At 74.5% G+C, this 13,370-nt stretch carries 9 protein-coding genes; 4 read left to right on the forward strand and 5 right to left on the reverse strand.

Annotated features, from left to right (window positions below; translation table 11 throughout):
• Nucleotides 1-130 precede the first annotated feature (130 nt).
• Nucleotides 131-1,258 carry an aminopeptidase P family protein gene (locus tag OG338_RS25005; protein WP_405939459.1) on the forward strand — a complete coding sequence of 376 codons (1,128 nt, stop codon included), beginning with the start codon at nt 131-133 and terminating at the stop codon, nt 1,256-1,258.
• Between the two features lie 17 nt (nt 1,259-1,275).
• Here the strand turns inward: OG338_RS25005 and treZ are convergent, their stop codons facing one another.
• Nucleotides 1,276-3,036, reverse strand: a complete 1,761-nt coding sequence (treZ, locus tag OG338_RS25010; RefSeq protein ID WP_405939460.1) for a malto-oligosyltrehalose trehalohydrolase — start codon at nt 3,034-3,036, stop codon at nt 1,276-1,278.
• A 66-nt stretch (nt 3,037-3,102) separates the two neighbouring features.
• The gene (locus tag OG338_RS25015; RefSeq protein ID WP_405939461.1) at nt 3,103-4,059 is read right to left on the reverse strand and encodes a GNAT family N-acetyltransferase; all 957 of its coding nucleotides are present in this window, start codon (nt 4,057-4,059) and stop codon (nt 3,103-3,105) included.
• 165 nt (nt 4,060-4,224) lie between these two features.
• On the opposite strand from OG338_RS25015, the gene OG338_RS25020 reads away from it, so the two are divergent.
• Entirely contained in the window at nt 4,225-4,791 is a 567-nt protein-coding gene (locus OG338_RS25020) for an FHA domain-containing protein (protein WP_405939462.1), read from the forward strand.
• A 9-nt stretch (nt 4,792-4,800) separates the two neighbouring features.
• Here the strand turns inward: OG338_RS25020 and lpdA are convergent, their stop codons facing one another.
• Nucleotides 4,801-6,222: a dihydrolipoyl dehydrogenase gene (gene lpdA / locus OG338_RS25025; RefSeq protein WP_405939463.1), complete on the reverse strand. Its 1,422-nt coding sequence runs from the start codon at nt 6,220-6,222 to the stop codon at nt 4,801-4,803.
• An 88-nt stretch (nt 6,223-6,310) separates the two neighbouring features.
• On the opposite strand from lpdA, the gene OG338_RS25030 reads away from it, so the two are divergent.
• On the forward strand, nt 6,311-7,210 hold the full coding sequence (locus OG338_RS25030) for a LysR substrate-binding domain-containing protein (RefSeq protein WP_405939464.1): 900 nt from the start codon (nt 6,311-6,313) through the stop codon (nt 7,208-7,210).
• A 132-nt stretch (nt 7,211-7,342) separates the two neighbouring features.
• Entirely contained in the window at nt 7,343-8,311 is a 969-nt protein-coding gene (locus tag OG338_RS25035; protein WP_405939465.1) for a cytochrome, read from the forward strand.
• 3 nt (nt 8,312-8,314) lie between these two features.
• On the opposite strand, the gene treY is transcribed toward OG338_RS25035, so the two are convergent.
• Together treY and glgX are read right to left on the reverse strand one after the other, a co-directional pair.
• Nucleotides 8,315-10,843 (reverse strand): malto-oligosyltrehalose synthase, encoded by a 2,529-nt coding sequence (gene treY / locus OG338_RS25040; RefSeq protein ID WP_405939466.1) that lies wholly within the window; start codon nt 10,841-10,843, stop codon nt 8,315-8,317.
• Between the two features lie 149 nt (nt 10,844-10,992).
• Nucleotides 10,993-13,161, reverse strand: coding sequence for a glycogen debranching protein GlgX (glgX, locus tag OG338_RS25045; protein WP_405939467.1), 2,169 nt, complete (start codon nt 13,159-13,161; stop codon nt 10,993-10,995).
• Between the last annotated feature and the right edge of the window lie 209 nt (nt 13,162-13,370).

Consider the following 13,370-nt stretch of genomic DNA (forward strand, 5'->3'; position numbering starts at 1 on the left):
CTCCGGTCGGTGTCCTCGACCAGCTCGAAGCCGAGGGCCCGGTGCGGAAGGAAAGGGCCTCCCCGCCCGTGCGCACCGCCTCGCCGGCGGGCAGGATGGGAGGGCCGTTCCGTGCCGTCAGGAGGCCCGCATGCCCACGAACCAGCCCGTGCCGTTCACCGCCGACGACTACCGGGCCAGGATGGCGCGGGCCGCCGAGAGCGCCGCCGCGGCCGGGCTCGCCGGGGTGCTGGTCGCGCCCGGCCCCGACCTGGTGTACCTGACGGGCTATCAGCCGACCGCGATCACCGAACGCCTCACCCTGCTCGTCCTCGCGGCGGACCGGGACCCCGTGCTCGTCGTGCCGACGCTGGAGGCGCCGGACGCGGCGAAGGCCGTCGGCGCCCCCGCCCTGACCCTGCGTGACTGGACGGACGGCAAGGACCCGTACGAGGTCACCGCCCCGCTGCTGGACGCGCGGGGCCGGTTCGGGATCAGCGACAACGCCTGGGCGATGCACCTGCTCGGCCTCCAGCAGCGGCTGCCCGGTTCCTCGTACGCCTCGCTCACCCAGGCGCTCCCGATGCTGCGCGCGGTGAAGGACGCCCACGAGCTGGACCGGATCGCCGCCGCCGGGGCCGCCGCCGACGCCGCGTACGAGGAGATCCTGAAGGTCCGCTTCGCCGGCCGGAAGGAGACCGAGGTCGCCGCCGACCTGGCCCGGCTGCTCACCGGACACGGGCACTCCCAGGTCGACTTCACCGTGGTCGGCTCCGGCCCCAACGGGGCCAACCCGCACCATGAGGCGGGGGAGCGCACCATCGAGCACGGCGACATGGTCGTCCTCGACTTCGGCGGCCTCAAGCACGGCTACGGCTCCGACACCTCCCGTACCGTCCATGTCGGCGAGCCCACCGCCGAGGAGCAGCGGGTCCACGACATCGTCCGCGAGGCGCAGCAGGCGGGCTGTGCGGCGGTGCGCCCCGGCGTCGCCTGCCAGGAGATCGACCGGGCCGCCCGCGCGGTCATCACCGAGTTCGGCTACGGGGAACGCTTCATCCACCGCACCGGCCACGGCATCGGCGTCACCACCCATGAACCGCCGTACATGATCGAGGGCGAGGAGCAGCCGCTGGTGCCCGGCATGTGCTTCTCGGTGGAGCCCGGCATCTATCTGCCGGGCCGGTTCGGCGTCCGCATCGAGGACATCGTGACCGTCACCGAGGACGGCGGGCGCCGGCTCAACGCCACCGCCCGCGAACTCGCGATCGTGGAGTAGCCCGGCGGCCCTTCGCCTCAGTCGTCGGCGAGGACCACACAGGACTCCGGCGGCAGGTGCAGCATCCCGTCCGGGCCCGGCGGGTCCACCGGCAGCCACGCGGCGAGCACCCGCCCCGGACCGCCCCGGTGCCGCCCGTTGCCCAGCGGGATCGCGGCCGGCTCCCCGGCGAGGTTGACCGCGATCCGCAGGTCGCCCCGGCGCACCGCGAGCCACCGAGCCCCGTCGTCGTACGCCGCCTTGACGCTCGCCAGGTCCGGGTCGCGCAGGTCCGGCAGGGTGCGGCGCAGGGCGATCAGCTCGCGGTACCAGGCGTACAGCCGGGCGTGCGGTTCGTGGCGGAGCTCGTCCCAGTCCAGGCAGGAGCGGGCCCGGGTGGCCGGGTCCTGCGGGTCCGGGATGTCCTCCTCCGCCCACCCGTGCGCCCCGAACTCCCGCCGCCTGCCCGTGCGTACGGCCTCCGCCAGCTCCGGGTCGGTGTGGTCGGTGAAGAACTGCCACGGGGTGCGGGCGCCCCACTCCTCGCCCATGAACAGCATCGGCGTGAAGGGGCCGGTCAGCACGAGGGCCGCCGCGCAGGCCAGCAGCCCGGGGGAGAGGGAGGCGGCGAGCCGGTCGCCGAGGGCCCGGTTGCCGATCTGGTCGTGGGTCTGGGCGTAGCCGACGAAGCGGTGGGCGGCGCTGCGGGTGACGTCGACGGGGCGGCCGTGCGTGCGCCCCCGGAAGCCGGAGTACGTGCCGTTGTGAAAGAAGGCGCTCGTCATCGTCTTGGCGAGCCCGGCCAGCGGGGCGGCCGCGAAGTCCGCGTAGTAGCCCTGGGACTCGCCGGTGAGCGCGGTGTGCAGGCAGTGGTGGAAGTCGTCGTTCCACTGCGCGTGCAGCCCGAGCCCGCCCTCCTCGCGCGGGGTCGTGGTGCGCGGGTCGCACAGATCGGACTCCGCGATCAGCGGCAGCGGGCGCCCCAGCCCGGCGGCGAGCGCGTCGGCCCCGGCGGACAGCTCCTCCAGGAAGGTCAGCGCCCGGGTGTCGGCCAGGGCGTGCACCGCGTCGAGCCGCAGCCCGTCCAGCCGGTAGTCCCGCAGCCAGGCGAGCGCGCTGCCCAGCAGATACGCCCGCACCTCGTCGGAGCCCGGCGCGTCCAGATTGACCGCCGCGCCCCACGGGGTGTGGTGCGTCTCGGTGAAGTACGGGCCGAACGCGGGGAGGTGGTTCCCGGACGGGCCCAGGTGGTTGTGGACGACGTCCAGGACGACGGCGAGCCCCAGACCGTGCGCCGTGTCGACAAAGCGCTTGAGTCCCTCGGGCCCGCCGTACGGCTCGTGGACGGCCCACAGCGACACCCCCTCGTACCCCCAGCCGTGCACCCCCGGGAACGGGCACACCGGCATCAGCGACACATGGGTGACGCCCAGCTCCGCGAGATGGCCGAGCCGGGCCGCCGCCGCGTCGAAGGTGCCCTCGGCGGTGAACGTGCCGATGTGCAGCTCGTACAGGACCGCCCCGGGCAGCTCGCGCCCCGCCCACTCCGAGCGCCAGGCGTACGCGTCGTGGTCGACCACCGCCGACTCGCCGTCGGGGCCGTCCGGCTGGCGGCGCGAGCGGGGGTCGGGGCGCACCGGACCGCCGTCCAGGGCGAAGCCGTAACGGTCGCCGTCGGCGGCCTGTGCCTCGGCGGTCCACCAGCCGGGCCGGTCCGGATCGGGCGCCATGGGCCGCAGTTCGCCCGTCAGCCGCAGCGCGGCCGACCCCGCATCGGGTGCCCATACCTCGAACAACATGCAGCACTCCCTCGCTCCCGGGGCCCGGTCGCCCCGGCCCATGGTGCTACGGAGGCGAGGCGCCCGTCAGTCGTCCCACACCATGTCGAAGGCGCGCTCGAAATTGACGTAGCCCAGCCGGGCGAACGCCTTCGCCATCGGAACGTTGCCGAGGTCCGTCGCCGCCCGGATGCGCTGCACACCGTCCTGTGCGGCCAGTATCCGCGTCCCCTCGGCGAGGATGTCGTCGATGTGGCCGTGACCGCGGTGGGCGGGCAGCACACCGATGTACGCGATGACCGGGTTGTAGTCATTACGGGCCGGGATCACGAAGCCGACCGGCTCGCCGTCCGGCAGCTCCGCGACGCGCCACCACTCCCGGGGCGTCGCATACCCGGCCAGCTCCTCGTCGTAATGCTTCTCGGCGGCCTGGCACGGCGTCAGGCCGGACGCCAGGTCCTGCCGCCCGTGCGCGTCGAGGGTCCCCTCCATCACGGACGTCATCAGCGCCAGCAGGTCCTCGCGCCCCGCCACCGGCCGGAACCGCAGCCGCCCGCTCGCGGCCGGCACCGGGGTCCCCGCCCGCCACTCCAGGCGCAGCCGCTCCACGAGCATCCGGGCGCCGGTGCGCTCCATGACCCGGATGCGGGCCTCGACGGCCTCCCGGACGGCCGGGTCCTCGCGCCAGCCGGCCGGCACGAACCGCCCGTACTCGGGGCGCGGCGCCCCGGCCGGGACGACGGCGGCCGTGGCGGTCTCGACCAGGCGCAGCCCGGCCTCCTCGCGCTCGGCGGGCGGCAGGGTGTCGTCCAGGTCGAAGAAGTCGAGCAGCAGCGGCGCCGCGCCGTCCCTGCTCCACCACGCGACCCGCGCCACCACGCGGTCACCGCGCAGCGCCACCCACATCCATTCCGGGCGGCGGCGGCCCGTGGCGAGATCGTCGGCCAGCTCGTGGTCGAGGACATACGGGAGTCCGAGGAAGAGCTTCAGCTCCTCGGGGCCGGTCAGCGGACGGATGGTCGGATCAAGCGGTGCGTCGGGCACTGAACTCCCAGCTCGTACGAGCACGCCACGGCGGTCACCGGGCGGCGGCGGCCGACCCTAGTAACGTTCCACCGGGGCCGCCCCCGGTTATCCGGTGCAGGTCAGAGGTGCCGGAAACCGGGGTTCATCTGGACACCCCGGGGCCGTCCGGCCGACAATCGAGCCGTGACGTCCCCGTTCGAGTACCACACGCCCACCGCGCGCCTGTCCGACGCGCAGCGCGACCGCGTCCTCGGCGTGCTCAGGGAGGGCGCCGCCCAGGGCAAGCTCTCCCAGGACACCTTCATGCGGCGCATGGAGGTGGCGCTGACGACCAGCCGCCCCGAGGAGCTGGAAGCCCTCACCAAGGACCTGGAACGCGACGGCCGTTGGTCGCGCCGGCTGCTGCGCGTCGTCGGCGGGGTCTCCGGCTTCCCCGAGCGGGTCCGCCGGGCGTGGCGGGCGGAGCGGCTGCCGAAGCTGCTGCTGCCCGCCCCCAGCCCGCACCCCCTGCTCATCGGCCGCGACCCGGGCAACGGACTGCGGCTCAGCCACGAGACCGTGTCCCGGATGCACGCGGAGCTGACCGCGCACGGCGACCGCTGGCTGCTGCGGGACCTCGGCTCGACCAACGGCACCTGCGTCAACGGGCAGCGGGTCACCGGCACGGTCCCGGTGCGCGAGGGCGACCAGGTCAGCTTCGGCCGCATGATGTTCCGGCTCTCCGCCCCGGCGCTCCGGCCGCCCGCCTGACGCACCCGGTCACGTCTGCTGGTGCAGCCCCCGGCCGGCCAGGGTGAGGAACGATTCGCCGACCGCCTCGGAGAGCGTGGGGTGCGGGTGGATGTGCCGGGCCACGTCGAAGGGCTCCGCGTCCCAGCCGACGATCAGCTGGGACTCGGCGATCATCTCCGAGACGTGCGGCCCGACCAGATGCACGCCGAGCACCCGTCCGTCCCGCTCGGCGACCACCTTCACCAGACCGCCCTGCCCGTGCACCATCCCCTTGGCGACGGCGGTCAGCGGCATGGTGTTCACCACGACGTCGTGGCCCGCGTCGCGCGCCGCCGCCTCGGACAGCCCCACCGCCGCCGTCTGCGGCGCCGAGTACGTGACCCGGGGCACCGCGTCGTAGTCCACCGCCGTCGTACGGCGCCCCGCCAGGGCCTCCGCGGCCAACAGCCCCTCCGCGAACGAGGCGTGGGCCAGACCGAGGGACGGCGGCGGCAGCAGGTCCCCGACCACGTGGACGCCCGGCACCGGGGTCTCAAGGCGCGACCGGTCCGCCGGTGCCACGTACCCCCGCGCGTCGGTGGCCAGTCCGGCTGCGGCGAGCCCCAGCCCGTCCGTCACCGGCACCCGGCCCACCGCCACCAGCAGCCGGCGCGCCTCCACCGTCACGGTCTCGCCGCGCGGGGTGCGGAGCGTGGCCCGTACACCGTCGTCCAGGAGCGCGGTCTCCAGCAGCCGCGTCCCCGTCCGCACGTCGACACCCCGCTTCCTCAGCCCCCGGGTCAGATGGCGGGACACCTCCGCGTCCTCCAGCGGAACCAGCCGGTCCGCCGCCTCCACCAGGGTCACCCGCGCCCCCATCGACCGGTGCAGCGAGGCGTACTCCACGCCGATCGCCCCGCCGCCCAGCACCAGCACCGATTCCGGAAGACCCGGCGCGAACAGCGCGTCGTCACTGGTCACCACACGCCGCCCGTCCGCCGGCAGGTCCGGCAGCATCCGGGGCCGCGAGCCGGTCGCGAGGACGATGCCGCGCCGGGCGGCCACCTCCCCGTACCCCTCGATCCGCACCGAGCGCGGCCCGGTCAACTCGGCGCTGCCCGCCACCACTTCCACTCCGGCGTGAGCCAAATGGGCCCGCACGCCCCGGTGGTTGCGGGCCACGATGTCGTCGCGGGTGGCGACCAGCGCCGGCCAGTCCACCGACTCCAGCACCGCCTTCACACCCCACCGCTCACGCGCCTCCGCGATGCCGTCGACCAGTTCGGCCGCGTGCAGCATCGCCTTGCTCGGGACGCAGCCCCGGTGCAGACAGGTCCCGCCCACCTTGTCGCGCTCCGCGAGCAGCACGCTCAGCCCGAGCCCGGCCGCCCGCAGCGCCGTCGAATAACCCCCGGTCCCGCCGCCGATCACGACGACGTCCGCTTCCCCCACCCGCTGGTCCTGTGTCATGGCTCCCACCCTCCGCCCGGTCCTTGCCATGAGTCCAAGGCAATGTTTGTGTGGTTTCCATGCACGGAGCGCATGGGAAGAGGGCGCGGTGAGCCTGCGGCAGATGGAGTACTTCGTCACCGTGGTCGAGGAGGTGTCCTTCACCCGGGCCGCCGAGCGGCTCCACGTCACGCAGCCCGCGCTCTCCCACCAGATCAAGGCCCTGGAACGGGCCGTCGGCGGGCCGCTGCTCGAACGGCTGCCGCGCGGGGTGCGGCTCACCGCGATGGGCCGCGCGTTCCTGCCGCACGCCGAACGCTCCGTGCGCAGCGCCGCCCAGGCCCGCCGCGCCGCGCGCGCCGCGGCCGGTGCGCGGGGCGGCGAACTCCACATCGCCACCGTCCACGCCATCGCCGTCGGCATCCTCCCCGACGTCTTCGCCCGCTGGCGGACCGCCCACCCCGGAGTCGCCCTCGTCCTGCACGAGTACGCCACCACCGAGGCCCTGGAGGACCGGATCGAACGCGGCACCGCCGACCTCGCCGTCGGCCCGCCGCCCGCCCGCTGGAGCGGCCCGGTCGTCCCCGTCGGCGCGGAGGACATCGTCCTCGTCGTCCCCTTCGACGACCCCCTCGCGGGGCGCGCCTCGGTCCGCCTCCAGGAACTCGCCGACCGCTTCTGGGTGCGCTGCGCCATGGAACCGCTCGTGGACGGCACCCCGTTCCTCGACCTCGCCTGCGCCCGGGCCGGATTCGTCCCCCGCACGGCGGTCCGCACCGAGCACACGTCGACCGCGGTACGCATGGCGGCGGCCGGCGTCGGCGTCGCCACCGCGCCCGCGCACGTCGTACGGGGAGCGGTCGGCGAGGACTGCGCGGTGCTCACCGTGGACCCGCCGTGGGCCCGCCCCCTCGCGGTCTTCTCCCGGGTGGAGCAGACCGGCGCGGCCGCCGCCTTCACCGAACTCCTGACCACGACCTGGCCGCCCGGACCACGGACCGGCGGCTGAGCGGGACGTCGTCACCGGCCCCCGCGATGTCACCCGAACGGGTGCGCGCCGACTGCGACGGGACCGTTCAGGTGATGGCCTGAGGGGACCCGCGCCGCGCACCGGCGCACCGACCCGCCCCGGGGGAACGCCATGCAGGCCGACGCACCCCGAGACATACCGGCCCCGACCGCCTCGCCCGAGCCCCGCCGCCGGTCCACGCGCCCCCGCACCGGTCCCAGCCTCCTCGCGCCCGGCGCGGCCCACGACCCGTACCGCTTCTACGGGATGCTGCGCGAGCGCTATCCGCTGAGCTACGACGCGCCCCTCGGCGCCTGGCTGATCAGCCGGTACGACGATGTGACCGCCGTGCTCACCGACCCCCGGTTCACCGGCTTCCCGCAGGACGGGGCGCCCCGGGGCGGGCCCGCGCCGCTCGGCCTGTGCCACGGCAGCCCGCGCTGTCTGCCCGCCGACCGGTACACCGTGGTGACCGGCACGGTCCCGGACGGGCTCGCCGAACGCGTGGAACGCACCGCCTATGTGCTCGCCCGGCGGATCGCCCGCTCCACCCGCGCCGACCTGGTCGAGGAGTTCTGCCGCTGGCTGCCCGCCGCGCCCGCCGGTGACGGGCCCTGCGCCCGGGACACCGCCCTGCGCCGGACCGCGCTCGCCTCGCTCCTCGCCAACCTGCTGGACGCCCCCGACCTGCTGGCCGCCCTGCGCGTCGAACCCGCGCTCGCCGGCCGGGCCTGGACCGAGTCGCTGCGCCGCGACCCGCCGGTCCAGGTCGTCCTGCGCCGCACGGTCGCCGAAGTCGCGCTCAGCGGCGGCACCCTCCCCGCGCGGGCGCCCGTCGCCTGCCTCGTCGGGGCCGCCGCCCGCGACCCCGGGCGGTTCGCCGCCCCGGACGCCTTCGACCCGTTCCGCCCGGACCAGGACCGCACGCTGACCGGCCCGGCGGGCTGCCCGGCCGTGGCGCTCAGCCGCCTGGAGGCCGAACAGGGGCTGCGCGCCCTGCTCGACGCGATGCCCGGGCTCCGCTGGGCGGAGGGCTTCCGCCCGGCCGCCACGGGCCTGCTCACCCGGGGCCCGCGCTCCCTCCTCGTCCGGCCGGGCTGAGCCTCAGCCCCGTACGAGCAATGCCACCGGCCGGTCCGCGAACAGCTCCGCCACCTCCGCCGTGCCGCCCGTGAACTCCCGGCCCGGCGTGAGGAGATCCCGCCACACGCCCTCGTCCGGCAGGGCCAGCCGCGTCCCGCGCCAGCCGCCCGACTCCGCGAGCCGCAGCGACAGCCGGGTCACCGCCGTGACGACCTCCCCGGACCGGCAGAACGCCACACAGTGCGCGGCCGCCGGGCCCGAGGCGCGCAGCGGGGCGTACGTGCCCGACTCGCCGAACACCGCGGGCCGCTCCCGCCGCAGCCGCAGCGCCACCCCGGTCAGCTCCGCCTTCTCGTCGGCGGGCGCGTCCGGCGCCGGCTCCCGGAACGGCCGCCGGTTGTCCGGATCGACCAGCGCCAGATACGCGCGCTCGGTGCCCTGATACAGGTCCGGCACCCCCGGCATCGTCAGATGCACCAGCGCCGCGCCCAGCGACTGCGCCCGCACATGGACGGCGAGCGGGGCCGCGAACTCCGCCACGAGCGACCGCACCGGGCCGGTGTCCGCGGCCGGCCCGGCGGCGACGAAGTCCGACGCCAGCCGCTCGTACACCGGATCGGGCTCCGTCCAGCTGGTGAACAGACCCGACTCGCGCACCGCCTTCAGCAGCGCCGGCTCCAGCCGCGCCGCCCGCTCCCCGGCCGGAATCCCCGCGCAGCCGACCGCCGTCTGCCACGCCTGCCAGGCCAGCTGCGGATCGGGCGCGGCCTGGGCGGACCGCCCGAGCCCCGCCACCAGACCCGCCCACCGCCCGGGACACTGGGACAGCACCGCGATGCCCGCCCGCACATCCGCGCTGCGCTTCGTGTCATGCGTCGTCAGCGCCGTCCCGGTGGCGGGCCAGTCGCGGGCCAGCCGGGTGCAGAAGGCGTGGAAGTCCTCCGGCTCGACCGCCGGATGCCCCGGGTCACCGCCCACCTCGTTCGCCGAGATCAGCGGCAGATAGCGGTAGTACGCGGTGTCCTCGACGGCCTTCGCCCGCAGCGCGGACGACGTCTGGGCGAACCGGGCGCAGAAAGCGGCCCGGTCCGCGCCGCCACCGAGGTCCTGGCCGGAGCTCCCTCGCGGCGTCGCGGCGCCCGGCACCGCCGCCTCCGGCGTTGTCGTCGGTCGCCGACGCTCCGCGTCGACTCCCTCCTCCGCCTTGGATTCGACGGCGCCGGACATCGCTCCTTCACCCGCGAGGGAGCTCCGGCCAGGACCGAGCCGCCCCAGCGCCAGGTCCCGCACCACGTCGACCGCCGACGCCTCCTCGCGTACCGCGAACACCGCCTTGGCGTCGCTCACCGCCGTCGCGTCGAGCGTCGCCCCGGCCTCTTCCGGGCAGGGGCCGCCCGCCGTCACGTACGGGCGGTAGACCGGGACGCGGACCAGCAGCTCGCGCACGGCGGTGCGCAGCGCCCAGGGGGCGTGGTCGCGCAGCGCCGGGTCCCCGGCGCAGATGCGGGAGGCGAGGCGGGTCAGCTGCTCGGTCTCCGCCGCCAGTTCATGGGTGACGACGCGGTACGCGGCCCGGCGCACGGTCGCCGTCCAGTAGCCGCCCCGGTCACCGGCCGGGGACGCGGCCTCGCGGTAGTGGCCCAGCAGCTCGGCGGCGCCCTGGGGGTCGGTGAACAGGCCGTCGATCCGGTACAGCGCGTCGTAGCCCGTGGTCCCGGCCACCGCCCAGCCGGCCGGCAGCGGCTCGGAGCCGGTGAGGATCTTCTCCACCACCGTCCACACCCCGCCGCTCGCCTCGGAGAGCCGGGCCAGATAGCCGGCCGGGTCGGCGAGCCCGTCCGGGTGGTCGATCCGCAGGCCGTCGGCCACCCCGTCCCGGACCAGTTCGAGGATCTTGCCGTGGGTGGCGGCGAAGACCTCCGGGTCCTCCACCCGCACCCCGATCAGCTCCGAGATGGTGAAGAACCGCCGGTAGTTCAGCTCGGTACGGGCCAGCCGCCACCAGCCGAGCCGGTAGTGCTGGGCGTCCAGCAGCTCCGGCAGCGGGAGGTGGGCGGTGCCGTCGCGGAGCGGGAACTCCTGCTCGCCGTAGCGCAGCACCTCGCCGTCCACCCGCATCCGCGCCATCTCGTCGCCGATCCGGCCGCCCAGCACCGGCAGCAGCAGCCGCCCGTCGCCGGCCGCCCAGTCGATGTCGAACCAGCGGGCGTACGGGGAGTCCGGGCCCTCGCGCAGCACCTCGCGCAGGGCGTGGTTGCGGACGGGGTCGGCCGCCATGTGGTTGGGCACGATGTCCAGGACCAGGCCCAGCCCGTGCTGCCGCGCGGTGCGTGCGAGCCGCCGCAGCCCCTCCTCACCGCCCAGCTCGTCCCGGACCCGGCCGTGGTCGGTGACGTCATAGCCGTGCCGGGAGCCCGGCACCGCTTCCAGGACCGGGGAAAGATGCAGATGGGAGACGCCGAGCGAGGCGAGGTACGGCACCGCGTCCTCGGCGGCGCGGAACGGGAACTCCGGCTGGAGCTGGAGCCGGTACGTGGCGGTAGGCGTCATGGGACCTTCGTACCCACATCGCGGCCGCGTGTGTCACCCTGCCCGGCACAAGGGCCTGTCCGGCGGATCAGGGCCGGGGTCGCGACCCTGATCCGCCGGACAGGCCCTGGGGCACGACGGGGTGACGTGGGCGGGCCCCGCGCGACCGGTCAGGCCGGGCGTTGCAGCACCACCATGCTCCGGCCCACCAGCGTCACCCGATCGCCCGCCGCCACCTTCGGCCCGGCCCCGGGCAGCACCCCGGCCGGGCGCGCGGTGTCGACCACGGCGTGCCACTGCCGGCCGTGGTTGACCGGCACCGCGAATTCCAGCGTCTCGGCGCTCGCGTTGAACATCAGCAGGAACGAGTCGTCGGAGATCCGCTCCCCGCGCGGCCCCGGCTCCGAGATGGCGTGCCCGTTCAGGAACACGGTCAGGGCCTTGGCGTGGGCGGCCTGCCAGTCCCGCTGGGTCATCTCCTGGCCCTCGGGCGTGAACCAGGCGATGTCGGACAGCTCGTCGTGCGTGCCCTCCACCGGGCGGCCGTGGAAGAACCGGCGGCGGCGGAAGACCGGATGGTCGCGGCGCAGCCACACCATCGCCCGGGTGAACTCAAGCAGGCTCATGTCCCGGACGTCGCCGTCCGCCCCGTCGTCCTCGTCCTCGCCGTCCTCGCCCACCGCCGAGGCCGGCTCCGGCCAGTGCACCCACGACAGCTCGTTGTCCTGGCAGTAGGCGTTGTTGTTGCCCTGCTGGGTACGCCCGAACTCGTCGCCGTGGCTGAGCATCGGCACGCCCTGCGACAGCATCAGCGTGGCGATGAAGTTGCGCATCTGACGCTCGCGCAGCTCCAGCACCTCGGTCCGGTCGCTCTCGCCCTCGGCGCCGCAGTTCCACGACCGGTTGTGGCTCTCGCCGTCCCGGTTGCCCTCGCCGTTGGCCTCGTTGTGCTTGTCGTTGTACGAGACCAGGTCGTGCAGGGTGAAGCCGTCGTGGCAGGTGGTGAAGTTGATCGAGGCCAGCGGGCGCCGCCCGTCGTCCTGGTACAGGTCCGAAGACCCGGTCAGCCGCCCGGCGAACTCGGCGAGCGTCCGGGGCTCGCCCCGCCACAGGTCGCGGACCGTGTCCCGGTACTTGCCGTTCCACTCGGTCCACAGCGGCGGGAAGTTCCCCACCTGGTAGCCGCCCTCGCCCACGTCCCACGGCTCGGCGATCAGCTTGACCTGGCTGACCACCGGGTCCTGCTGCACCAGGTCGAAGAACGACGACAGCCGGTCCACCTCGTGGAACTGCCGGGCCAGCGTGGCCGCCAGGTCGAAGCGGAAGCCGTCCACATGCATCTCGGTCACCCAGTACCGCAGCGAGTCCATGATCATCTGGAGCACGTGCGGCGACCGCATGAGCAGCGAGTTCCCGGTGCCCGTGGTGTCCATGTAGTACCGCTGGTCGTCGGTCAGCCGGTAGTACGAGGCGTTGTCCAGGCCCCGGAACGACAGCGTGGGCCCCAGGTGGTTGCCCTCGGCGGTGTGGTTGTAGACCACGTCGAGGATGACCTCGATGCCCGCCTGGTGCAGGGCGCGCACGGCCTGCTTGAACTCCAGGACCTGCTCGCCCCGGTCGCCCCAGGAGGCGTAGGCGTTGTGCGGGGCGAAGAAGCCGATCGTGTTGTAGCCCCAGTAGTTGGCGAGCCCCGCGTCCGCGAGCCGGTGGTCCTGGACGAACTGGTGCACCGGCATCAGCTCGATCGCCGTGACGCCCAGCTCCGTCAGATGGGCGATGATCTCCGGATGCGCCAGCCCGGCGTACGTGCCGCGCAGCTCCTTCGGCAGCCCCGGATGGAGCATCGTCAGGCCCTTCACATGGGCCTCGTAGATCACCGTGCGGTGGTAGTCCGTACGGGGGCGCCGGTCGTCGCCCCAGTCGAAGTAAGGGTTCACCACGACCGAGGTCATGGTGTGCGGGGCGGAGTCGAGATCGTTGCGCGCGTCGGGCTTCCCGAACGGGTAGCCGTACACCGACTCGCCCCAGGTGATCCGGCCGGACACCGCGCGGGCGTACGGGTCCAGGAGCAGCTTGGCGGAGTTGCACCGGACGCCCCGCTGCGGTTCGTACGGGCCGTGCACGCGGAAGCCGTAGCGCTGACCGGGCATCACCCCCGGCAGATAGGCGTGCCGGACGAACGCGTCGGTCTCTCTCAGCTCCACCGCCGTCTCGGAACCGTCGTCGTGCAGCAGGCACAACTCGATTCGGTGGGCGGCCTCCGAGAAGACCGCGAAATTGGTCCCGGCGCCGTCGTACGTGGCACCGAGCGGGTACGCCTGTCCCGGCCACACCTGCATGGATTCGACTCTTCCCGTCCTGCCGCGGTCGCCCTGGGGAATACGGGCCGCCTGGTCCCCGGGCCAGATCTTCCCCGAAAGAGCTCCCCTTACCTAGGACGTCGGCCCGTCGGTCAACCTCGTGCCTCTCCGCGTCGCCCCGGACCGGCCCCCGGCCGGGCTCCTGCCCGAGCTGTCCGGTTCGCGGCCCCCGCTGGGGTGTTTAATCC

It is taken from the genome of Streptomyces sp. NBC_00726, assembly GCF_045161735.1.
Classification (GTDB): domain Bacteria; phylum Actinomycetota; class Actinomycetes; order Streptomycetales; family Streptomycetaceae; genus Streptomyces.

Coding starts and splice junctions, on each gene's coding strand:
- OG338_RS25005 (WP_405939459.1), top strand. CDS start 131: ATGCCCACGAACCAGCCCGTGCCGTTCACCGCCGACGACTACCGGGCC.
- treZ (WP_405939460.1), bottom strand. CDS start 3,036: ATGTTGTTCGAGGTATGGGCACCCGATGCGGGGTCGGCCGCGCTGCGG.
- lpdA (WP_405939463.1), bottom strand. CDS start 6,222: ATGACACAGGACCAGCGGGTGGGGGAAGCGGACGTCGTCGTGATCGGC.
- OG338_RS25035 (WP_405939465.1), top strand. CDS start 7,343: ATGCAGGCCGACGCACCCCGAGACATACCGGCCCCGACCGCCTCGCCC.
- treY (WP_405939466.1), bottom strand. CDS start 10,843: ATGACGCCTACCGCCACGTACCGGCTCCAGCTCCAGCCGGAGTTCCCG.
- glgX (WP_405939467.1), bottom strand. CDS start 13,161: ATGCAGGTGTGGCCGGGACAGGCGTACCCGCTCGGTGCCACGTACGAC.